A 23,421-nucleotide genomic window follows, 5' to 3' on the forward strand; every position below is an offset into this window, starting at 1 on the left:
AACATCTCGACCTGGATGTTTTTTAACCAGCCACTGGCGTCAGACCGTCAAAAAGAGGATGAATCATGAGTGACAAGGATAAACAGCCGTTGGCTGCGTCGGCTTCAGCCCAACCCGAGGCGGAAACCGCCGATGCAGCGCTGCAGCATATTGTTGACGGCTTTTTGCATTTCCATCACGAGATCTTTCCGCAGCAGGAAGAGCTCTTCAAGAAACTCGCCACCGCCCAGAAACCCCGGGCGATGTTCATCACCTGCGCCGATTCGCGCATCGTGCCCGAGTTGATCACCCATAGCTCCCCCGGCGACCTGTTCGTGACCCGCAACGTCGGCAACGTCGTTCCGCCTTACGGACAAATGAACGGCGGCGTCTCCACCGCCATCGAATACGCCGTGCTGGCCCTCGGCGTGCAGCACATCATTGTCTGCGGCCATTCCGATTGCGGCGCCATGCGTGCGGTACTCAACCCCGACACCCTGGAAAAAATGCCCACGGTAAAAGCCTGGCTGCGCCACGCCGAAGTGGCCAAGACCATGGTCCACGACAACTGCCCGTGTGGTGACGAAAAACAAACCATGCCCATCCTCACCGAAGAGAACGTGATCGCGCAGTTGCAGCATTTGCGAACGCATCCCTCGGTTGCCTCGCGCATGGCCAGCGGTCAGTTGTTCATCCACGGTTGGGTGTACAACATCGAGACCAGCGAGATCAAAGCCTACGACGCGGACCAGGGACGTTTCCTGCCGCTCGATGGCAGCCATCCGATACCGGTGGCGACGCCCAAAGCGCGCTTCTAACCACTCCTAAACATCCTCGTGTGGTTCAAGCCTTACCGCTGTTTGCGCGGTAGGGCCTCGCCATGCCTGAAGAAAACTGCGGGAGAGTCGCCATGCGTGCTGCTCAATTAAAAGCTGTTCTGCCACGGGAGCTGTTGGCTTCGGTGGTTGTGTTCCTGGTGGCGCTGCCCTTGTGCATGGGCATTGCCATCGCGTCCGGCCTACCGCCCGCCAAGGGCTTGATCACCGGCATCGTCGGTGGCCTGGTGGTGGGTTTTCTGGCCGGCTCCAAACTGCAAGTCAGTGGCCCGGCCGCTGGCTTGGCGGTATTGGTCTTCGAACTGGTGCGCCAGCATGGCGTGGCAATGCTCGGGCCGATCCTGCTGCTGGCCGGTCTGCTGCAATTGTTGGCCGGGCGCTTTCGCCTCGGCTGCTGGTTCCGGGTCACCGCACCTGCGGTGGTATACGGGATGCTCGCCGGTATCGGCGTGCTGATCGTGTTGTCCCAAGTCCACGTGATGCTCGACGCCGCGCCCAAGCCATCAGGGCTGGATAACCTGGCGGCGTTCCCGGCAGCGGTGGCCCAGGCCTTGCCATCCTTTGGCTGGCAGGCCGGCCTGCTCGGGTTGTCGACGATCGCGGTGATGTGGCTGTGGGAAAAATTCCGTCCCCATAGCTTGCGCTTCATTCCTGGCGCCTTGCTGGGCGTAGGCCTGGCGACTGTCGCCAGCTTGCTGCTGGCCTTGCAAGTCAAACGTGTGGAGGTCCCCGAGAACCTTGCCGAAGCCATTGATTGGCTGCGCCCGGCGGATCTGCTGAACCTGGCCGACCCCACGCTGCTGATCGCCGCATTCGCCGTGGCCTTCATCGCTAGCGCCGAAACCCTGCTGTCAGCAGCCGCCGTGGATCGCATGCACAGCGGTGAACGTGCGGACTTCGACCGGGAACTGTCGGCGCAAGGCGTCGGCAACATGCTCTGCGGCCTGCTCGGCGCCTTGCCGATGACCGGCGTGATCGTGCGCAGCTCGGCCAACGTCCAGGCCGGGGCCACCACGCGGATGTCGACGATTTTCCACGGCCTGTGGTTGTTGCTCTTCGTGCTGTTGCTGTCCAGCGTTCTGCAAAGCATTCCGGTGGCGAGCCTGGCGGGTGTGCTGGTCTACACCGGTTTCAAACTGGTGGACCTCAAGGCGTTTCGCAGCCTGGGTCGTTATGGCCGGATGCCGATGTTCACCTACGCCGCCACGGCGCTGGCGATCATCTTCACCGACCTGCTGACCGGTGTGCTGATCGGTTTCGGCCTGACCCTGGCGAAGCTTGCCTGGAAAGCCTCGCGCCTGAAAATCAGCCTGATCGACCTGCCCCGGGAAGGCGAGATGGAGCTTCGCTTGGTCGGGGCGGCAACCTTCCTCAAGGTGCCGGCGCTGACCCAAGTGCTGGGCACCATACCGACAGGCGCCACCGTGCATGTGCCGCTCAATAACCTGAGCTACATCGACCACTCGTGCCTGGAACTGCTGGAAGAATGGGGCCGGGCGAACGCCAGCAAGGGCTCGAAACTGCTGATCGAATCCCGCGGGCTCAAACGCCGCTTGGAAGGGCGGTTGCGGACCACCGTGGGGGTTGGCGCAGCCTCTGCCTGACACCTTGAGTCCAGATGGGAGAGAGCCTGCTCGCGATATCGGTGTATCAGTCAACTGCGATGTTGCCGATGCAATGCAATCGCGAGCAGGCTCGCTCCCACAGGTGATCAGCAACTGATCGAACTGAGTTCAATGCTGGCGAACCGAGTGCTGGATAACGTCGACCCGCGCTAGCAACCAGAGCAACGAAAAAGGCCTATCAATTCGATATGCCTTTTTCTATTCCAATTTTTTTCCACCAACGGGACTCATCAGAGAGTTTGTATCGTTTTGCCATCGGAAACTCCTCCCTTTGATGGGTCGCGAACTTTACTGGATCCTGGCATTCACACAGTTGGAATGGGTTCCGAAGGTTTTCGTACAGTGCCTAGCAGATCTACATACCTGCTTCAGGTGTATGGTTTCAGCCAGGATTATCCCCTATTCTCCACAATCTAAATCTTTGATTTTCTGTTCCACCATAAGCGTAGTCGATAATATTGGTATTATTCCCTGTTTGCCCCCCCTTTACATCCATTACTGTGCCGTAGCGTTTGTTTTGGATATAGAAAAAACCTCCGGATCCCGCATCCTTGAATATCCAATAAACTTCCTGGCCCATGCCTCCCGAGGGGGCGGCAACTACATTTCCATCGTAGGGCTGGACTAACCTTGCTTGGTATAGTCCATTGGAAATCGTATGATCTCCGTTGCCAGAATACTTAATGTGCCATGTGGATTCCGGCGCATCACTGTCGTCATACAATTTAACATTGTGTCTGCCTCTACTATCTTCGCTTAGGGCCATATCAACTATTTTGTAGTTGCTTAAAAATGAATATATTCTATAGATTCCTGGTGGAATGATCAGGGAAGACCCGGGGGCTCCTTTTGTCTGCTCAGGTGTTTTAGCATTTGGTATGCTTTTACTCTTCATGGTTCCACTCATGTTATCTGATGACCTTTGCCAGAGATGCTAGATAAAATCCTTAAACTTGAGCACTGTCAGAAATTACAGTTTTACATACGATTTTCGAATAATAACTAATGCCTTAAAATATAAAGCGTGCTTTTAATTAGTCTATCAATGCTGGATATTGCTAGATTATCGCTGCACTTCATTCGAAGTTCCTCCAAACCCACAAAAACCTCCATGCCCCACGCCCGCGCACACCCGCGCCAACAAGGGGCGATTTACGGTCAAATCTTTTGGCCATTTCGATCCCCTTTTGGCCTCTCCTGCCGTTCTCTGAAACGTCGCGCGCCGCAAGACTGTGTTCAAACGGATCAGCCTTGCGGAGAACAAAAAATGCTGACGATTTACTCGGACGATCACCACCTGCACCACGGGCGCTGCGAATTGATGGACGGGCAATTGATGCCCTGTTTCGAAATGCCGTCCCGGGCCGACCATGTACTGGAACGGGTCAAGGCGCAGGCGCTGGGGCCGGTGGAGGCGCCGCAGGATTTTGGCCTGGGGCCGATCCAGCGTATCCACAGCCCGGCTTACCTGGAATTTTTCAAAGGTGCGTGGGATCGCTGGGCTGAGTTCGAGCGCGACGGCGATTTGCTGCCTTTCACTTGGCCGGCACGGACCCTGCGCACGGTCATCCCGACAAGCCTGCATGGCCAGCTCGGCTATTACAGCTTCGACGGCGGTGCGCCGATTACCGCCGGCACGTGGCAGGCCGCCTACAGCGCCGCGCAAGTGGCCCTCACCGCCCAGGCGGATATCCAGCGCGGTGCGCGCAGTGCCTTTGCGTTGTGCCGTCCGCCAGGGCACCACGCCGCTGGCGATTTGATGGGCGGTTATTGCTACCTGAACAACGCCGCCATCGCCGCCCAGGCCTTTCTCGACCAGGGCCATAAGAAGGTCGCGATCCTCGACGTGGATTACCACCACGGTAACGGCACCCAGTCGATTTTCTACGAACGCAGCGACGTGTTGTTCGCGTCGATCCACGGCCATCCGGAAGCCGAGTTTCCGTTCTTCCTGGGTTATGCCGACGAGCTCGGCGAGGGCCAAGGCGAGGGCTTCAACTTCAACTACCCTTTGCCGGCCGGCTCAGGCTGGGACACCTGGAGCGCGGCACTGGAGCAGGCTTGCGGGCAAATCCAGGGCTACGACGCCGATGTCATCGTCGTGTCCCTGGGCGTGGACACTTTCAAGGACGACCCGATCTCGCAATTCAAGCTCGACAGCCCGGACTACCTGGCGATGGGCAAGCGCATCGCGGCGCTAGGCAAGCCGACGCTGTTCGTGATGGAAGGCGGCTACGCGGTGGCAGAAATCGGCATCAATGCCGTGAACGTCCTTGAAGGTTTCCAAAACGCCCAATGAGGAAATAACAGCATGAACAGACTCAAGCGTTTAATGGCTCCAGCCCTGTGCGCCGCGCTGCTTTGCGGCGCGGTCCAGGCCCAGGAGCGCACCCTGCGTGTCTACAACTGGTTCGACTACATCACGCCCAAGGCCTTGGACGATTTCAAGGCGCAGAACAGCCAGGTCAAACTGGTCTATGACATCTTCGACACCAACGAGGCCCTGGAGGCCAAGCTGCTGACGGGTAACTCCGGCTATGACGTGGTGGTGCCGTCCAACGTGTTCCTGGCCAAGCAGATCGAAGCCGGGGTGTTCCAGCCCCTGGACCGCAGCAAGCTGCCGAACTGGAACCACCTCGATCCCAAGCTGATGAAGCTGATCGAAGCCAACGACCCGGGCAACAAGTTCGCCGTGCCCTACATGTACGGCACCATCCTGATTGGCTTCAACCCGGACAAAATCAAGGCCGCCCTGGGCGACAACGCACCGGTGGACAGCTGGGACCTGATCTTCAAGGAAGAGAACATCAGCAAGCTCAAGCAGTGCGGCGTGGCATTACTCGATTCACCGTCGGAGATCCTGCCCCTGGCCCTGCAGCACTTGGGCCTGGACCCCAACAGCAAGAAGCCGGCGGACTACGCCAAGGCCGAAGCGTTGTTGATGAAGATCCGTCCGTACATCACTTATTTCCATTCGTCCAAGTACATGGCCGACATCGCCAACGGCGACATCTGCGTGGCCGTCGGTTACTCCGGCAGCTTCTCCCAGGCGGCCAACCGCGCCAAGGAAGCCAAGAACGGCGTGACAGTGGACATGCGCCTGCCCAAGGAAGGCGCGCCGATCTGGTTCGACATGCTCGCCATCCCCAAAGGAGCCGCCAACCCGGACGACGCCTACACCTTCATCAATTACCTGTTGCAGCCGAAGGTGATCGCGCCGGTCAGCGATTTCGTCGGTTATCCGAACCCGAACAAGGACGCCACGGACATGGTCGACCCGGCGATCCGCGGCAACCCCAACCTGTACCCGACCGAGACGGCGATGGCCACGCTCTACACCTTGCAACCGTTGCCCCGGGACGCCGAACGGGCACGGACACGGGCCTGGACCCGGATCAAATCCGGCCAGTAGATACACCGGTGACAAGGAGAGCGTTATCAGGGCTGCTTCGCAGCCCTGGCGGGGCGGTGCGACGTTTCGCTAAATCCCCCCGCCACAAGGTTTGCCTGGCATATACATAGTTACCACCTTCCCTGTCTTGTCCCTCCCTAGCATGGAATCCCCAACGCATTCAGCGGCGGGGATTCCACCTTTCGCAAGACAGGGAGCGTCAGATGACAAGAACCTCTACAACCACGAACACCACACCCGAAGCCAGCCTCAAGAATGCTGTGCTCAACCAGCTACTCGCAGGCCCCACCTCCCCGGAAGTTGCCGCCGTGCTCCTGCGCAGGGCCCTCAAGAAGATGTACCCGACACTCAACCTCGATCCGCTCAACACGGTAGTGGGCGAGCCTCGCTGGGACATCGTCGATGGCGAAATCGTGGAACTGCCTACTCGCTACGAAACCCTCAGCGATATGGTGGCCGAACGAATGGGCGTGGAGGGATCGACCATGCTGATCGAAGGCGTGCACTTTCTGACCCAGCTACCGATCACCACCCCGGAGGTGCATCTGCCGGTACGGATCGAACAGATCGGAGCCCTGATCAACGAACTGGAGCCCGTCATGTTGTCCGCCTGCCAGGAACAGCAACTGGCGTACTGGAACGCTCCGGTGGGCACATCCGGCCCACGCTGGCATGAACTCTCCAGGACGCTGCGCAAGATCTGGGACGTCAAAGAGGTCAATGGCTGGACCGCGACTGAGTGCGACATGGCCAGGCAATTGTTCCTTTACCCCAGCCTGGAGGACCGCAAGCAACATGATCGCTACGACACTCACGCATACCTGATCGACATCGATGAAGTCGACGGGACCGAGGTGAGTCGCCTGAACGAAAACTCGCTGGTGGTATTGATCGGAACAATCTCCAACACAGAGATCATCCTTGCGTACTCGCTGCGCGACGGCTACAAAAAATTCGAGTCGCAGCAAGCGCTCGGGCAATTTCTGCCGACGCAACTGGACACCACGTTGCGCAAGAAAATCCAGTGGCGGCTGTATGAACCCACCGGCAACATCTTCGATCACAAGGCCTGCGGGCTGATCGCCATGCAGGTCAAGATCCTCGGCAACGCCAGCTTCCTGAAAAAAATCTCATCCATCGAGGACGATCAGCCAGTGACCAGCGGGCTGGACGCAGAAAAAGGTATTGGCGCGAGCTGGTTCGATAAAAAGATTCCCGACTGGCTGCTGGCAGCGTCGATATCCGATCAGATTCTGTTCGCCCAGCACATGAAAAACCTGTCGGCGTTGAGCAGCTCCCATGCCGGCAAGACCTACCTGGACGGTATCGCTCCTATCAAGGAGTTTGCATTGGACGCCCTCAAGCAGCAGATGAAAGCGGACCATGCCGACGCTGCGACCCTCGATCCGGAAAAAATCGAGATCCAGATACTCAGCCTCGTGGCTTGGGGTTCTTTTATCGTTCCGGGCAAATTCGAGACCACCCGCTTCAATCTCGTCGAGCTGGCCTTGCAAAACCTGATTGCACTCCCCCTGGGCAACAAAACCGTCAGGTCCCTCGACGGCAAGGTGTTGCCCACCTGGATGACGACCGACTACATCGAAAGCCTCATCACCAAAATCGATATCGGTCGCGTCTACCCCGATCTGGTGAAGAGCAAACTGCTCGACGATCCGACCGAATCGGCCCGCCGCGAAGAGTTGTACACCTCCCAGTTGCGCATTCAACTGCCGATGCTGGCACTGGAGGGAAAGATCCGACGGCGTGGGAACATCGACGAGCGGGGTTACCGTTATGTCGCCGCACTGATGGAAGCGGAGGAAGCCGATCGCACGGTCGACGGACAACCCATCGTCCTGCGCAGGCTGGCCTTCATATCCGAACAAAAGTTGCTCCCCGCGCAAGACGTCGTGACCAACATGTTCGTGATCGGCCCGAAAAATCCGGACGCCGGTCCCTGCCTGCTTTATCGACCGTTGCTTGAGCCGCAGTTGTGCCAGTACCCCTCGTCCAGCAACCTGTTGTATGCGATCAGGCAAATCCCTGAATTGCGCCAATCGGTCCTGGCCTGGCTGCCCGAGGAGGTGCGCAGCAATTACAGCCGATACATTTTCTCGGGCCCCCTGCCCTCACCCTGGGCCATCGTCGAGTTTGCGACGGATCCTTTTACGTCATGGGTCGATAGCGCGCCCGTCGGCTTGAGCGAAGACAACCTGGGCCCCGACTTCCTGCCACTGTTGTTCAAGGCCAATGCCAATGCCCTGGTCGAGCTTGCAGATCGGCAATCGGTTTCCAACAGCGAAACCCGCTGGAGTACTTTCAAGCAGGCAGGCTGGCTGATTTTCAACCTGGCCCTGCCTTACCTGGGTGCTGCCGTGGGCACAGCCGTCTGGCTCTGGCAAATTCTGGATGACATCGAAACGCTGATGCAGGACAGCGAACACGCCAACGACCAGGCCACATGGGAGGCATTCGTCGACCTGCTGCTGAACCTGGCCATGGCGATCACCACACACGCTATCGACCATGCCAGAGAAGGCACGCGCAGTCGCCGGGCAGCGGCACCGGAGGTGATAGAGGAGCCGGTCAAGCTGGTCAAACCCAAGCTCATCATCGAAAAACTCGCGCCTTCCAACACTAAGGAACCGCACCCCGAGCACTATGAGTCCATCCATTCCAGCGGTGCCTTGACCGACAAATCGGGAGAGAGCGCCAAGCTCCTCGATACGTTCAGCGTCAAAGCACCCGAAACACCCGGGCAGGCCCATACCGATGGCACGTCCAAAGGGCTCTATCAACGACAAGGGCAGTGGTACGCCAAGGTGGGAGAAAAATGGTTCAACGTGATGATGCTGGGCGATAAGGTCTGCGTCGTCGACGAAAAGAATCCCTCGCGCCTGGGCCCTCCCTTGAGGCTGGATATACACGGCAATTGGCATATCGACATCCGCCTGCGCCTGCGCGGCAGGGGATCAAAGGGTGCCATGGAAAAAGTCATCGCCGACACTCACCGTCGCAGCGTTCAACTGCTGGCCGAACTGAACCGCTTCGAAGAAAAAAAACCGGAGCATCAGGCGCTGCTGACAATGAACGCGCAGGAATTGAACAGCGCTTCGGGCCGCCTCAAGGAGACCAAGCGCAACGTGTACTTGAGCACCTTGAAAACCCAGCGCGAAAGCTACGAAGAAGCGTTGACCATACTGACTCAATGGCCCGTCTTCCAATCAAGACCCGACGCTCCCCAAGCCAGGCTTGGCTACCTGAACGCACAGATCAACTTCACGTTCGAAGAAATAGACGCGCTGAAGGAACGGTTTACCCCAGCCCTGAAAGCAGCCATGGACATGGCCACCACCGGTGTCGCGGTCGCGGAGCAACAACACGTCGATGCAGCCGAAAGCATGATCCGAGTCGGCGAGGACATGAACGAACGCCTGGATTACATGGAGACACGTTTTTCCAGGCTCAAGATACTGGGGCGTGAAGGTTTTGAATTTATCCGGCAGCACCGTACAAGAATGCCCACCTACAAAAGCGACGGCATTCGACTTATCCAGTTGGACATGTATCGCCACCTCTGCCTGTCGCTCGATAGCGTCAATACAATGCCCGAAGGTTGGGCCGTCATTAACCAACTGGTTGATAGCGCCACGATTGCCTTCCAAAGCCTGCACGATGCCATGGAGGAACGCAGCGTGATCCGGCTGGATGAGCAAATCGATGCATTTGGCAGCCTCACGGAACAATTCACCGCCCTTGAGGAACAACTCGAGTACGTGGGCACTGAATACAAGGACAGCGCCCGCCCGGCCGAACTCAATCGGCTGAGCAAGCAGATAGACGGCTTGAAAAAACGCGCATTGCACCATTTGGCCCAGGCCCTCGATGAGAGAAGCAACCGGCGCAGCATGGGCAACCCCTACGAGCCACGCCCCAGGTTCAGGAAGAAGTTCATCAGGGCACGCTTCTGGGGCCTTGTCAGTGGTGAACCTCGTTTAACGAAAGCGCAGGAAGAAACCGATTGGGTCGACGTGAAGAACCCGGTCACAGACAAGATCATCGCCACCTTCCACCGCAAGGGAACCGGTGAGTGGGTGCCCCACGCACTCGCCGATACACCGCAGATCGTCCCTCCGCTGGCAGTCAGCCTCACAAAGGGTCAAGCCCTGATCGATGGACTGGAGGCGTTCCAGGCGCAGGTCGAGGAGCACATGAATGCGCCAGGCCGATCACCCACCGGTATCGGGATGATTCTGAACGCCCATGCAAACCGGATGGAGAAAGTCGGCATTGCAATCAAAAAAGCGCTGGACAGTGCCTCGAACGAAACCGTTGAAGTTTCAGTGAAACAAAAGCGTACGGCCGAAACCCTGCGTACGGAACTCAAGACGCAAGCGAAGGCCCTTTATGAGGAAGCCTTCGATGCTGTATTGAATGTCATCAAGCATCGCCCTCCGACCATGGATGGCGTCATATGGCTTAAAAGCCGCAACCGTATTTCCATCACCAAACTAAAGAACCGACAAAAAAACAAAGGCCCGCTTCGCGGCTATCTCGACCGGTATGAGATCAAGGACGTGAAGGAAAACAAAACGCTTTGGTATGCGGATTTCCGTTACTCCACCGACTGGGTCCCCGCCCACGCCTACCTTTCCGGACGCTTGAAAACACCGGAACAAGTCAAGGGAGCACGCGCCGGGGCCACCCAGGAACTCACTCAGCGCCAACTGATCGATCTTTATCGCAGCGAAATTGCGGTGGATCAGGCCAAGGAAGTGTTCTTTCCAAAGCAGCCCTCGTGACGGTCAGGATCTGAACCTGTGGGAGCGGGCTTGCTCGCGAAGACGGTGGGTCAGTGACATTGATGTGACTGACCCATCGCTTTCGCGAGCAAGCCCGCTCCCACAGGGATGGCGTTTGACTGACCGGCAGGCATTGCGCCTTCATATTTTCCAGGCCTTTGCCAGGCTCGCCAGCGCGGTGCCAATCGCCGCTGGCGGGACGGCGGCGAACCCCAGCACCAGCCCGGCGCGTACTGGCGTCGTGGTGGTGGGCAACCAATAACCGCTCAAGCCGTTGATTTCGATCCCGGCCTGGGTGGCTTGCGCGATCAACTGCTGCTCACGCTCAATACTGTCCACCGGCACGGTGACATGCAGCCCGGCCACGACCGTGGGCATGACACCAACGCCCGCAACCGCCCTCGGCCAGCTGGCCAGCAGCGCGTCACGCCGGGCCAGGGCGGCCCGGCGCATGCGCCTGATGTGCCGCTGGAAATGCCCCGCTGCCATGAATTCGGCCATCACCGCCTGGGTACTGACTTCCGAGTGACGCACATCCACGGCGCGGCGTCGGGCGAAAGCGTTCACCAAACCCGGCGGCAGCACCAGATAGCCCAGGCGCAGGGCCGGAAAAGCCACTTTGCCGAACGTGCCGACATAGAGCACACGACCCTGGCGATCCAGCGCCGCCAAAGGCGCCAGCGGCGCACCGCTGTAGCGGTATTCGCCGTCATAGTCGTCCTCGACGATCCAGCCGTCGTTGCGCTCGGCCCAGGCCAGCAGCTCCAATCGCCGGGCGAGGCTCATGACCACCCCGGTCGGATACTGATGGGACGGCGTGACATAGGCCAGTCGACAGTGGCTCAACGTCCCCAGGGCCGTGCAATCCAAGCCATCGCTGTCCACCGGCACGCCTCTCACCTCGGCACCGGCGACGGCAAACGCATGCCCGGCGGCGCGATAACCCGGGTTTTCCACCGCCACGACGTCGCCCGGGTCGACCAACAGCTGTGCACAAAGGCTGATGCCCTGCTGGGCACCGCTGGTGATCACAATTTGTTCAGCCGTGCAGTGCAGGCCTCGGGAACTGCGCAGGTAAGCCGCGATCAGGCCGCGCAAGCGTGCATCGCCCTGGGGATCGCCATAACACAGCTGTTGCAGATCCGGCTTGCGCCAGAAAGCCGCATTCAGCTTGGCCCAGACGTCGAACGGGAATAGATCGAAAGCCGGGACACCGACTCTGAACGCTCGCGGCGGACCACTGGGAGGCTGTGCCAAATGGTGCGTTTCGACACGATTCAAGCCGTTGCTGTGGATAACTTTACTGGATGAACCCACAGGCAAATCGAGCCAATCTGTGGATAAGGCTGTGGGTAAGCCTGTTGAAAACCCTGTGGATACTTTTGTGGATATGTTTTTCAGCGGCAACGTCGTCGAAGACAGTTTCGCCACATAAGTCCCGTCGCCCACCCGCCCTTCGATGAAACCCTCGGCGTAGAGCTGGTCGTAGGCGCGCACCACACTGTTGCGCGAAATCGACAATGCCGCCGCCAGGTCACGACTGGCCGGCAGGCGCGTGCCACTGGCCAGGCGCCCATCCAATACTCGGGCCCGTAGGGCCTGGTAAAGCTGACGGCTGAGCCCCTGGCGGCGATCGAGCTCGATGCCGGCGGGGTTGAACGACAGAGGCGGCACTGCGTTGTTCATGACAGCCCTCGCAAAATGGACCTATCGAATTGGCCGGAAGTGGCTCTTACAACAGACCAATAGCCTGCCTAGGATGCTCGCATTCGCCAAGGAAAATCGTCATGTACAACCCTAGAGCCTTTGCTGTCGAAGACCTGCCCCAACTGCACGGCATGATGGGGGATTGCCGCCTGGCCGTATTGATCACGCAGGGTGAACACGGCCTGCAAGCCAGCCACTTGCCGTTGTTGCTGGACCCGCACCAAGGCCCCAACGGCAGCCTGTACGGGCACATGGCCCGGGCCAATCCACAATGGCGCGACCTGGAAGCTGGCGCCGAAGCCCTGGTGGTCTTCACCGGGGCCGACGCCTACGTCAGCCCGGGTTTCTACCCCAGCAAGGCCGAACACGGCAAAGTCGTGCCGACCTGGAATTACCTGGCGGTACATGCCTACGGCAGCGCGCAGGTGTTCAGCGACCCTCATCGCCTGCGCAACCTGGTCAGCGCCCTCACCGATCGCCACGAGACCGGCCGCGCCCAGCCCTGGAAAATCGATGATGCACCGGCTGAGTACATCGACAGCATGCTCAAGGCGATCGTCGGTTTCGCCTTGCCCATCCAGCGCCTGGAAGGCAAACGCAAGCTCAACCAGAACCGCAGCCCGGTGGATATCGCCGGCGTGCGCAACGGGCTTGCCGCCAGCCCCGACCCACAGGACCAGGCGCTCGCACGCCTGATGCCAGACCCATCATCCAAGGAGTGAACATGAGCCAAGTCGAAATCCGCCTCGTCAGCGCCGACGATCACGCCGCCTGGCTGCCGTTGTGGCAGGCCTACCTGCGGTTCTACAACACCGAGTTGCCGGACGCGGTGAGCCAAAGCACCTGGCAACGCCTGCTCGATGACCGCGAGCCGACCCATGGGGCCCTGGCCTGGAACGGCGACACGGCGGTGGGCCTGGTGCATTTCATCTATCACCGTTCGAACTGGAGCATCGAGAATTCCTGCTACCTGCAAGACCTGCTGGTGACGGAACAATGCCGTGGCACCGGCGTCGGTCGCCAGCTCATCGAATTCGTCTACCGCACCGCCAAGGCCGATGGTTGCTGCAAGGTGCACTGGCTGACCCACGAAACCAACGCCACAGCGATCCAGCTCTACGAGCGTATCGCCGAGCGCCCGGGTTTCATTCAATTTCGCAAAGCCCTTTAAGGAGCGCAGCATGTCGACTTCACTCGCCGATTGGAAAGGCGCCCCCGCACCGTCTACGCAACTGATCGAAGGGCGTTTCATCCGCCTGGAAAAACTCGATCCGGCGCGTCATGCCGATGGCCTGTGGCAAGCCCTCGAAGGCCCCGGGGCCGACCCGAAGCTCTGGGATTACTTGCCCTATGGGCCCTTCAGGGATCGCGGCGCTTTCGATGCCTGGCTGCAGAATCATGCGGCCAACGCCGACCCGTATTTCTTCAGCGTGATCGACCGCGCCAGCGGCGATGTGCAGGGCATTCTCAGCCTGATGTCCATCGTGCCGGCCCAGGGCCGTATCGAGATCGGCCATGTGACCTTCGGCGCACCGATGCAGCGCTCGCCGAAAAGCACCGAGGCGGTGTATCTGCTGGCCAAGGAATCTTTCGCCCTGGGTTATCGCCGCCTGGAGTGGAAGTGCAATAACGCCAACGCCCGCTCCAAATACGCCGCCGAACGGCTGGGCTTCACGTTCGAAGGGGTGTTCCGCCAGCACATGGTGGTCAAGGGCCAGAATCGCGACACCGCGTGGTACTCGATGCTGGATTCGGAATGGCCGGTGATCGGTGCGGGGTTCGAGCGTTGGTTGAGTGAAGAGAACCAGCGCGCGGATGGGCAGGTGCTTGGGTTGGTGGAGTGTCGCTCGTAGATTTTCGGTGATTGGTCGTCCGCTATCGCGAGCAGGCTCGCTCCCACAGGGGGCCAGGGGCGGCTACAAGATCTGTGTTCACCGCCAATCCCTTGTGGGAGCGGGCTTGCTCGCGAAAGCGGTGTGTCAGGCAACATCGATATCGACTGACCTGACGCCTTCGCGAGCAAGCCCGCTCCCACAGGCTGATCCCGGATCAGGCACAAGATCTGTGTTCACCGCCAATCCCTTGTGGGAGCGAGCCTGCTCGCGAAAGCGGTGTGTCAGGCAACATCGATATCGACCGACCTGGCGCCTTCGCGAGCAAGCCCGCTCCCACGGGTTGATCCCGGATCAGGCACAAGATTTGTGTTCACCGCCAATCCCTTGTGGGAGCGAGCCTGCTCGCGAAAGCGGTGTGTCAGGCAACATCGATATCGACTGACCTGGCGCCTTCGCGAGCAAGCCCGCTCCCACAGGTTGATCCCGGATCAGGCACAAGCTTTGTGTTCAGCGCTAGTCTCTTGTGGGAGCGAGCCTGCTCGCGAAAGCGGTGTGTCAGGCAACATCGATATCGACTGACCTGGCGCCTTCGCGAGCAAGCCCGCTCCCACAGGCTGATCCCGGATCAGGCACAAGATTTGTGTTCGGCGCCAGTCTCTTGTGGGAGCGAGCCTGCTCGCGATGGCTATTGGGCAGGCGACACATTCATCGCCTGCCCACCGTCCAATCAATCCGGCTTCGGCTTCATCTCGCCAAACTGCTTGAGCGAGTCAGGCGTCACGCCCCGCCGTGCGTACTGCCAGGCCCAGCCCGGTATTTGCTGGTGACTTTCCAGGTACACGGCAAAGTCCAGGCGGCTATGGCCCAGGCGATTGGTTGGGAAGTCAAAGCTGTACAGATATTGCTGGGCCCGACGTTGGCTGATGGAAAGCAGGCTTTGAACAATCCGATTCGCGTGGGCTTCTTCATTTCCCAGGCTATCCCTTAATGCAAGTGCAAAATCCAGTCCGGTACGCAACGACCCCGGCCGTTGAAGCGCCCGCCCAATCGTCGCATCGCTAAAGTGCGGCCCAATCAGGTCGAGCCAGATCTGCATGGCGTAACTGGGTTGCAGACCCATAAGGTTCCCCAATAAACCCGGGGTATTGAACAGGAGGGCCACCCGGGTATTGGAAGGTAAATGCCCTGGAGGGCTGAACAGCTTTGCGACGGCAGTCACGTCTATGCTCTCGATGTTCTCCCGCGCCGTGCCCAGGAATCTCATGAACGCCGTCAAATTATTTTGATAAGTGATTATGCTTTGCAGATTCCGATCATCGAACACCTGCATCCAGTCAAAGTCGATGCGACCCGTACGCTCCAGCTCGCCATAACGGCTATTTGCATACGCGGCGATGAGTTCAAAGCGCCTGTCGGTCAGCGCCGGATTACGGATCAACCGCGCGACCTCACTCACGGGCAACATGCCACCGAGGTTGTGAATGATAACGGGGGATCTCAGGAGAATGTCGACCCGCCGCCGCAGAACAGGGAAGCGCCCAAGGGCCGTTCTGAGTAAATCAATGGTCCGCTCGACCCTGTCGGCATACATGAACTGATCGAACAGCTCAGCATCGTCATCGACGAACTTGTCCCGAACACGCTTCAGCAGGTCTTGTGCGTCATCCAGATCATTGCGATCCACGAGATGGGCACCGTCCAGCAGTTCTTCAATCGCATCCGCGTCCAGATGGCCGTGCAACTGTTCATCGAACCTGACATAGCCCAGGCTATTGCGAGGGTGATGACCGAGCAACTGCCGGGCGGTGACCCCATACTCCAGCATGATATGGGCCACGTCTCTGGAAACCAGCAGGTACTTGTTGTCGAGCAGCCGGAGAATGTTCTGGTCATCGACAGGCCTCAGCAGGATGTCCTCGAACAATCGCTGCATGGTGACTTTTTCCTGCGCGGAAAAAGGAGCACTGGTGTTCACCATCAGATTGGCCGGGGACCGGGGCGACACCAGGCGGCCGACTTCCTGCAGGATCTCGGGGGGTAACCTGGTCCCTGGCGCCTCAGTGATTGCCGTGCGAATACTTCTGGTTACATGCAGGTCCAGGTAATCCAAGGTCGGTTGGAACAAGCGGTGCGGGTTGGGCGTGCCGTAAATGATCCGGGTAAGATCGAGCACCGCCGCATTGTCCAGGAGATTGACCAGCGAAGGCGCATTCTCGAAGAGCGCTTGCTGAATGTCGGAGACTTCTGGCGCCACGTATTGACTCAGCTCCGGATGTTGATCGACATGATCGGCTGCTGCGTTGCGCAGCCCCTGCATCGTGAACGTCTCCTGGGCCTGGCCTGCATTCAACCCAGCCGTCAAGGCATTGAACAAGCAATCACCATCGGCATTGAACTCCACCACACTCTCACCCAAGAGCAAACTGTAATGGTCATGACCGGTTCGTCTCAAAACGACATCTGTGTCCGCTCTATCCGGATGCTCGGCCACCGGATAAATCGTTTCATGTTGCCCGGGGGTAAAACGCACCGACCAGGCACGCTCCGCGGATATTTCATCAATGATCAGCAAGCTGCGGTTTTGTGGCCAGATCGTCAGGCGCGTCATGATTGACGGCACCAGGTCCATGATCCGATTGTTCCAAGTGCCCGGCGTGCGGATCGAATTGGAAACATCGGAAACCCATAGGGCTGGTTTCTTTGAAGGGCCAGGTTGGGCAGGCGTATCCGCCGGGCGTTTGCCGCCGCCTCGGCCAAATCCCACGGCGCGCCACTCGCCATTGGGCATCCGCGCCACCGTACTTCTCATCACCCCGACAGAGCGGATGTTCAATCCGGTAGCAGGGTCCACCAGCGTGGCCTCGGTTGCGTTCAACTTCGTATGGTCGTGCACGCGGAACACCGTACCATCGGGTTGTCGCACATAGACCGGGCGGGCAATAACCTTGCCGGTGGCCATATCGCTGACTGTCGTGCGATAAAAGCCGCGTGCGTCCGCTGTCAGCCCTTGTATCACCGAGGTATCCGACACGGCATAGGATCGATAGACCGCCGCCTCCAAGGGCAGCCCGGTCAGCGCCTCGTCCTGGCTTTGGCGAGCCGTCAACACCCGGAAAGAGGATTGACCTCGTGGCGCGAGCGTCACGTTTCGGACCAGGCGCCAGCCGCCATGGTTGGCCACGGTGTGCACGAACGCCAGGGCTTTCAGGTTCAGCGGGATAGAACCGGTCCTGGATATCAACAGGCCGGTCTTGATGATGCTCTTGAGCATCTGGAAACCGGGGGCCAGGAACATCGTCGCCAGTTCCAGGGCAACCTCGACCGCCACCTGTCCAAACCTGCCGAGCGTTTGATAATGAACATCCAGGTTGCTATTGGAGCGGTGGTCGGCATGCGCACTGTGGAAGTTGACGTGCGCCCGATGAAGGGCCTCGAGCAGATCACCGCTGAGCAACGTGCCACGGATCAGCGGGCGGCCGCCTCGCTGGCCCAGGGTACGCTTGATCTCTTCAGGGTCGCTGGTGGCAATGCGCGAACGGAAATACGCCTGCCATTCCTCTCGTGGCAATAGCTCTGCCACCCCATCGCTCAGGTCGGCAAACTCATGGAAGTCGTCGCCCTCGGGGCTGTCTGGAAAATAAACGCCAACCGTTCCCTTGATGTCCGGCCCTTCCTGTTCGGAAAAGATCAGCGGGCCATCGATGCTGAGAGCATTGCTCATCCTCCCATGCTGCCCTCCAGCGCCCACGCTCCCTCCAAGCAGAAGACCATGGACGTGCACCCGTCGCCCCAACACCAGGGGGCGTGTCTGTGCCGCCGGCGAGCGCAGGACCGCATCCAGCCAGAGTGCGAGGCGCTTGCACGGTTTCGGTGGAGTGAAGGCCGTATCGAGCACGGTGCTCTTGAACACTTCATTGCCCCTGAGCGCGGCTTCGTAGCCTTTGAATTTCATATTGGCCAGATACGCCGTTTGCCAGGACTTCTTGTAGTCCGGCTTGTTCATCTCCTTGCCAAGCAGGGTTCGGTAGCTTCCTCCGGCATCGATGCTCGTCACCATCCGAGCCAGTTCGTGCCCGGTCAACATGACGAAATAACCGTTGGCCGGGTGCCGGATACGTTGTCCATCCTGATCGGCGACATAGACCGCCTGCACTTCGCGCATTGCGTTGGGATACTGAGTCGGACGCAGGTTATCGAGCATCAACTGAGTCAAGCTGGAGATACGGGACTGCCTTGGGCTGGCACTTTTCCCGAAGGAAAACATGACCAGGCACTTGTCCGGGTCGGGATCGATGCCGGGGTGCACCGTTTGTTGAAGGTAGTGTTTGACCTTCTGGCGGGTGAACTGCCACAGCGTCTGGATATCGCGGGCACCCAGTTCATAGGCCGCTTCCAAGACCTGTTTTTCCAAGTTGCGATAGGTCGATTGCTCCGAACCTGTTGCGCTCTTGTAGAAGTCCGGGCGGTTGTTTTCAACCAGGATCTCCTGACGGACAGTCAGCGGCCCGGAAAGCGACAACATGGGTAAATCCAGCGCATCTTCAACATTTAGCGCAAAGGCCGCCAAAGCGACCGTCTCGTTTTGCGGAGCATTGAGATACGTTTCCAGAGCGGCGCCTTGGATCTGCAGCAGGTCATCTGCCGCCACTTCAAAAACATGCCCGGACAATTCAGAGGAAATATCCCGGATCGTGCGTTTCTGCCCGTCATAGGTAGGACTTACTTTATTGACCAACGCCTGGAAAGAACGGAAGCGCTGGATTCCCCTTTCCAGGGAGTAGAGAAACAACCAAGGTTGATCCGTGCGTTTGATCACCATTGCAGCGGGCCATTTCTGCGCAGCCGCGCTGCCCATATCGAGCATGACGGCGTAGACATGGGGAATGGGGGCTCGCAACAAACGGTTTCTGTCCGCCATGCCCGGGTGGGTCGTGATGAGGTCCAGCAGGCGATCTTCTTCACTCTGCTGGCTTCGTTCACTTTGGGTTAACGCAATGCCTGAATCCCGATCGGCCTTGTACAGGTCGAAAAGGTGCAGGAATCGTCTGGACAACAAATGAGCGAGAGCCGCTTCAGCGGTAGACCGGGTTGAGGTATCGAGCGAATCGCCCCAGTGCTTGTTACGGCGAAAGGCGATGAAATCGTCACGGAACTGACGTTTCAGGCTGTCATTGGTTGTGGGTTGGGCGATATAGAAAACCGCCTCCATGGCCGCCAGGATTTTCCTGTCCACCGGGCTGACAAATACGCTATCCGCCTCTTCCACCGCATCCGGACGGGTGAAGAACCCCACGCCACCGACCGCGTACGTGGGCGGTGTATCCGTCGCCAGACAGCTCAATAGAACATCGGTAAAACTCTGCGAGGCGATCAATGAACGTCCGCCGACGGCGTCGATGCTGAAGTGGTTTACATACCAATGATCCGGATCGATATTCTCAAGCAGTGATGGGCGAAATTTTGTCTCGGGGATGTTTATCTTGATCCTGCTGATCAGCAGGCTCTTGAGCACCGAGTCGAACGTGGGCAGGCCGGCGAACAACCGCGCCAGTTTCACCTGATTGCTGTCCAGCAGTGCCAATTGCCGGGCTTGTTCCTTGCCACGGACACTGAGCAGATTGCCTTGGGCATCCACCTCGGTGACAACAGGCTGGCCCGTGCCCTGGTAGCCGGGGGCAATACCTGTCTGCAATTGTTGCAAGACGTCTGGCGACAGGGGTTTACCGGCGACCCGCAGCGACGAGAAATCCAGGGACATAAGACTTCGATGTGGGTAGACCCAGCCCTCGCGCGGCGAACGGGCAGAGGGGTGGACCCGGCTTTGATGGGCGATCAAAAAGCCTTGTGTCACGGCGTCACGCAAAGGCACCGAGGTGCGCTTGCTGATCGCGGCCGACTCTTCGGTCTCGACCTCTTGATAAGTGACCGTCACCGGCGCATCGCCGACGAGGCCCCACTGGCCCAGCCATTGATCGGCAAACGTATGCGGTTGGAATCGAAGGCCGTTGGATAACAGGCTGAGGGGTTTCAAGGGTGCGACAGAAGGCGCGCCATGTTCATTTTCAGAGAAGACAGTCATTTAAGCGTCCCGGTTGTGATCAGGGCTGGGACCCTATCGCGCCGTTCGAGCGCAAATGACATATATATGTATAGGGGTGGCTAGAGGGCTTGGGGAAAGCGTAAGCCCGAATTTCAGCGAGTGCAGTGGCGAGGGGATTTATCCCCGTTGGGCTGCGCAGCGGCCCCCAAAACAAACAACTCGGTGCGCCAGGAAGAGTGAGTTCACTGCTTTAGGGCTGCTGCGCAGCCCAGCGGGGATAAATCCCCTCGCCACAGGAGTATTTCACATCAAGATTCAGATCAGCTTTTGCGCCAACACCGCAATATGCTCAGGCCCGATTCCGCAGCAGCCACCCAGATGACTGGCTCCACGCTGCTGCCAATCCGCCGCCCACTGCAAGTAGCCCGGTGGATCGAGGTCTTCGCGCAATGGGTCCAGGCCATCGTTGGCCGTCGCTTCCTTCGGTTGCGGCGGGAAGGCGTTGGCGTAGGCACCGATGTGGATCTTCACCCCCAGCCGCTCGAAAGTTTCCCGCGCGGCATCGATGGCCACGCCGATCACTTCCGGCTGGCTGCAGTTGAACAGCAACACTTCGACACCCAGCTCGGCCGCGACCGCCGCAGCGTCCGCCACCGGTTCGCCGGAACGCAGGCGTGGCACTTCATCGGTGTCTTCATCTTTCAGGGTAAACGACAGCCAGAACGGCTTGCCGTCCTTGGGCAGCCCGGCGTGAATCGCCCGCGCTTCGACCGTAGAGCTTTGGGTCTCGGCCAGCCACAGGTCGACATGGGGCGCCAGGCCGCTCACTAGCGGCGCGAGCAATTCACTGGCCCGAGAAGCGTCGAACAGATCCGGCCGATAGGAGCCGAACAACGGTGGCAACGACCCGGCCACTCGCACCGCTTTGCCTGAAGCCTGTACCGCCCTTTGCGCCAACTCACCCGCCAGCGCAGCCAGGGCCTGGCCTTCGGCGGCAAAACGCTCTTCACCGATGTGAAACGGCACTACGGCGTAGCTGTTGCTGGTGATGACATTGGCGCCACTGGCGATGTAGGCCGCATGCACCGCCTCTACCGCCTGGGGCGCTTCGCTCAAGGCCAGGGCCGACCACTCGGGCTGCCGGAACGGCGCGCCACGACGTTGCAGTTCGCGGCCCATGCCGCCATCGAGAATGACTGTCGTTGCTGCGCCCATATGCGATTCACTCATAAGCTTATGAAAAATACTCACTACCGGAGTTGTTCTTATAACTATTTAATACGCACCAATCGGTTAACTACAACTTATTTTTCTACCCAGGGATTTCCCGTGAAACGACAACCATTGCTGGCCCTGGGCCTGACCCTGCTGGCCGCCTCGTCGCAAGCCTTCGCCGGCGCCACCCTGGATCGCATCGAGCAGAAAAAAGAACTGGTCGGTGTGTTGATGGAAAGCTATCCGCCCTTCTCGTTCCTGAACGATCAGAACCAGCTCGACGGTTTTGACGTCGACGTGGCCAAGGCCGTGGCGCAGAAACTGGGCGTGAAACTGCGCCTGGAAACCCCTTCCTGGGACGTGATCGCTGCCGGCCACTGGAGCGGGCGCTATGACATCTGCATCTGCTCCATGACGCCGAGCAAGGCCCGCGCCGAAGTGTTCGATTTCCCGGTGCAGTATTACGCCTCGCCAGCGGTGATCGTGGTCAACGCCAAGGATGACAGCATCCACGGCGCCAAGGACCTGAGCGGCAAGAAAGTCGGCCTCATCAGCGCGTCCAGCTACGAGAGTTACCTGAACAAGAACCTGGTGATCGAAGGCGCCGAAGACACCCACCTGAGCTACCCCTTCGAGAACGTGCAGATCGCTCCGTACGACACCGACAACGTGGCGTTCCAGGACCTCGGCCTGGGCGCCGGGGTCCGCCTGGACGCGGTACTGACCAACCTGGTGACCGCCCAGCCGCGCCTGACCGAAGACAAACGCTTCAAACTGGCGGGCGAATCGCTCTACGCCGAGCCGAACTCGGTGGCCATCGAAAAAGGCGATGCCCAATGGGACGCCAAGGTGCGTGAAGTCTTCGCCCAATTGAAACAGGACGGCACCTTGAGCAAACTCTCGCAAAAATGGATCGGCGCCGACATTACTCAATGACATCTTTCCCAACTCCTCAGCCACCGCCACCGGTGGCTGAGTCACGCCTGCAAAAAATCTTCGGTTTCCGCACCCGGCTCTACCTGACCTGGGCGGCCATGCTGGTGCTGTTCGCGAGTTTCTTCCTGAGCTTCGACCTGAAGTTCTCCATCATCCTCGACAAACTGCCGAACTTGCTGGGCATGCATCTGGCGCCCAATGGCTTTCTGCAAGGCGCGGTGCTGACCCTGTTTCTGTGCCTGTGCTCAATCGTCGCGTCGTCACTGCTGGGCTTCATCACCGCCCTGGCACGGTTGTCGAGCAGCGCGGTGGCGTTTGGCATCGCCAGTTTCTACGCGTCGTTCTTTCGCGGCACGCCGCTGCTGATCCAGATTTTGCTGATCTACCTGGGCCTGCCACAACTGGGCGTGGTCCCCGGCGCCATCGCCGCCGGGATCATCGCCCTGTCGCTGAACTACGGCGCCTACCTGAGCGAAATCTTCCGCGCCGGCATCCTCGGCGTCCCCCACGGCCAGCGCGAAGCCTCACTCGCCCTGGGCCTGAGCGAAACCATGATCTTCTGGCGCGTCACCCTGCCCCAGGCCATGCGCACCATCATCCCGCCGACCACCAACCAGTTCATCTCCATGCTCAAGGATTCTTCACTGATCTCGGTGATGGGCGTCTGGGAAGTGATGTTCCTGGCGCAGTCTTATGGTCGGTCCAGCTATCGCTATATCGAGATGCTGACGACGGCGGCGATCATCTACTGGTTGATGTCCATTGCGCTGGAGCTGATCCAGGCACGGATGGAGCGGCATTATGGGAAGGCGTATCTCAAGCGCAGCTGACAGGACACATCCGAAGAAGTTGTAGGGCGAAGCTTCAGGTCGTGGAAGCCAACGCGACGATGTCTGGATCGCAACACGACCGGCCTACAGATTTCATCTGCTGTGTCTTGCCCAAGGCGAGGCGTTAGCTGGCATCGTGGCCAGGGGTGAAATTTTTAAAGTGCGGACTCCTTTCAAATGAGTCCGTATTCGATGTCTATTCAG

The 23,421-nt window shown here is 59.2% G+C and carries 14 protein-coding genes and 1 pseudogene; 11 read left to right on the forward strand and 4 right to left on the reverse strand.

Annotated elements, in window-relative coordinates; translation table 11 throughout:
- Window positions 1-65 precede the first annotated feature (65 nt).
- From AC30D9_RS06965 to AC30D9_RS06975, 3 genes and pseudogenes are all read left to right on the forward strand, one after another.
- The gene (locus tag AC30D9_RS06965) at window positions 66-797 is read left to right on the forward strand and encodes a carbonic anhydrase (RefSeq protein ID WP_109752939.1); all 732 of its coding nucleotides are present in this window, start codon (window positions 66-68) and stop codon (window positions 795-797) included.
- Window positions 798-889: 92 nt separating this feature from the next.
- Window positions 890-2,419 (forward strand): SulP family inorganic anion transporter, encoded by a 1,530-nt coding sequence (locus tag AC30D9_RS06970; RefSeq protein ID WP_307573152.1) that lies wholly within the window; start codon window positions 890-892, stop codon window positions 2,417-2,419.
- Between the two features lie 102 nt (window positions 2,420-2,521).
- Window positions 2,522-2,593: pseudogene (locus AC30D9_RS06975) on the forward strand (DUF6124 family protein); the annotation flags it as partial.
- Between the two features lie 229 nt (window positions 2,594-2,822).
- Here AC30D9_RS06975 and AC30D9_RS06980 read toward each other — a convergent pair.
- Window positions 2,823-3,335, reverse strand: a complete 513-nt coding sequence (locus AC30D9_RS06980) for an RICIN domain-containing protein (protein ID WP_490143761.1) — start codon at window positions 3,333-3,335, stop codon at window positions 2,823-2,825.
- A gap of 372 nt (window positions 3,336-3,707) precedes the next feature.
- Between AC30D9_RS06980 and AC30D9_RS06985 the strand changes: the two genes are divergently transcribed.
- The 3 genes from AC30D9_RS06985 to AC30D9_RS06995 all read left to right on the forward strand — a co-directional run bounded on the left by AC30D9_RS06985 (window position 3,708) and on the right by AC30D9_RS06995 (window position 10,654).
- On the forward strand, window positions 3,708-4,739 hold the full coding sequence (locus AC30D9_RS06985; protein ID WP_490143762.1) for a histone deacetylase family protein: 1,032 nt from the start codon (window positions 3,708-3,710) through the stop codon (window positions 4,737-4,739).
- Window positions 4,740-4,751: 12 nt separating this feature from the next.
- A complete protein-coding gene (locus AC30D9_RS06990) occupies window positions 4,752-5,852 on the forward strand; it encodes a polyamine ABC transporter substrate-binding protein (RefSeq protein ID WP_307573147.1) in 1,101 nt (366 codons plus the stop codon).
- A 485-nt stretch (window positions 5,853-6,337) separates the two neighbouring features.
- Window positions 6,338-10,654: a dermonecrotic toxin domain-containing protein gene (locus tag AC30D9_RS06995; protein ID WP_490143763.1), complete on the forward strand. Its 4,317-nt coding sequence runs from the start codon at window positions 6,338-6,340 to the stop codon at window positions 10,652-10,654.
- Between the two features lie 141 nt (window positions 10,655-10,795).
- Here the strand turns inward: AC30D9_RS06995 and pdxR are convergent, their stop codons facing one another.
- On the reverse strand, window positions 10,796-12,340 hold the full coding sequence (gene pdxR / locus AC30D9_RS07000; protein ID WP_307573143.1) for a MocR-like pyridoxine biosynthesis transcription factor PdxR: 1,545 nt from the start codon (window positions 12,338-12,340) through the stop codon (window positions 10,796-10,798).
- Window positions 12,341-12,441: 101 nt separating this feature from the next.
- Here pdxR and AC30D9_RS07005 point away from each other — a divergent pair, with 101 nt between their 5' ends.
- The 3 genes from AC30D9_RS07005 to AC30D9_RS07015 are packed head-to-tail and all read left to right on the forward strand — an operon-like array spanning window position 12,442 to window position 14,214.
- On the forward strand, window positions 12,442-13,083 hold the full coding sequence (locus AC30D9_RS07005; protein ID WP_307573142.1) for an FMN-binding negative transcriptional regulator: 642 nt from the start codon (window positions 12,442-12,444) through the stop codon (window positions 13,081-13,083).
- A 2-nt stretch (window positions 13,084-13,085) separates the two neighbouring features.
- Window positions 13,086-13,532 carry a GNAT family N-acetyltransferase gene (locus tag AC30D9_RS07010; RefSeq protein WP_109752930.1) on the forward strand — a complete coding sequence of 149 codons (447 nt, stop codon included), beginning with the start codon at window positions 13,086-13,088 and terminating at the stop codon, window positions 13,530-13,532.
- Window positions 13,533-13,542: 10 nt separating this feature from the next.
- The gene (locus AC30D9_RS07015) at window positions 13,543-14,214 is read left to right on the forward strand and encodes a GNAT family N-acetyltransferase (RefSeq protein ID WP_134922265.1); all 672 of its coding nucleotides are present in this window, start codon (window positions 13,543-13,545) and stop codon (window positions 14,212-14,214) included.
- 709 nt (window positions 14,215-14,923) lie between these two features.
- Here AC30D9_RS07015 and AC30D9_RS07020 read toward each other — a convergent pair.
- Both AC30D9_RS07020 and AC30D9_RS07025 read right to left on the reverse strand, forming a co-directional pair.
- Window positions 14,924-20,275: a dermonecrotic toxin domain-containing protein gene (locus AC30D9_RS07020; protein ID WP_490143764.1), complete on the reverse strand. Its 5,352-nt coding sequence runs from the start codon at window positions 20,273-20,275 to the stop codon at window positions 14,924-14,926.
- Between the two features lie 276 nt (window positions 20,276-20,551).
- Window positions 20,552-21,451 (reverse strand): homocysteine S-methyltransferase family protein, encoded by a 900-nt coding sequence (locus AC30D9_RS07025; RefSeq protein WP_134922262.1) that lies wholly within the window; start codon window positions 21,449-21,451, stop codon window positions 20,552-20,554.
- Window positions 21,452-21,565: 114 nt separating this feature from the next.
- Between AC30D9_RS07025 and AC30D9_RS07030 the strand changes: the two genes are divergently transcribed.
- Together AC30D9_RS07030 and AC30D9_RS07035 are read left to right on the forward strand one after the other, a co-directional pair.
- Window positions 21,566-22,387 (forward strand): ABC transporter substrate-binding protein, encoded by an 822-nt coding sequence (locus AC30D9_RS07030; protein WP_307573134.1) that lies wholly within the window; start codon window positions 21,566-21,568, stop codon window positions 22,385-22,387.
- Complete coding sequence (locus AC30D9_RS07035) at window positions 22,384-23,217, forward strand: amino acid ABC transporter permease (protein ID WP_490143765.1); 834 nt, start codon at window positions 22,384-22,386, stop codon at window positions 23,215-23,217. Before AC30D9_RS07030 ends, AC30D9_RS07035 begins: the two co-directional genes overlap by 4 nt.
- Window positions 23,218-23,421: the final 204 nt, after the last annotated feature.

The organism is Pseudomonas sp. DF11 (genome assembly GCF_058148565.1).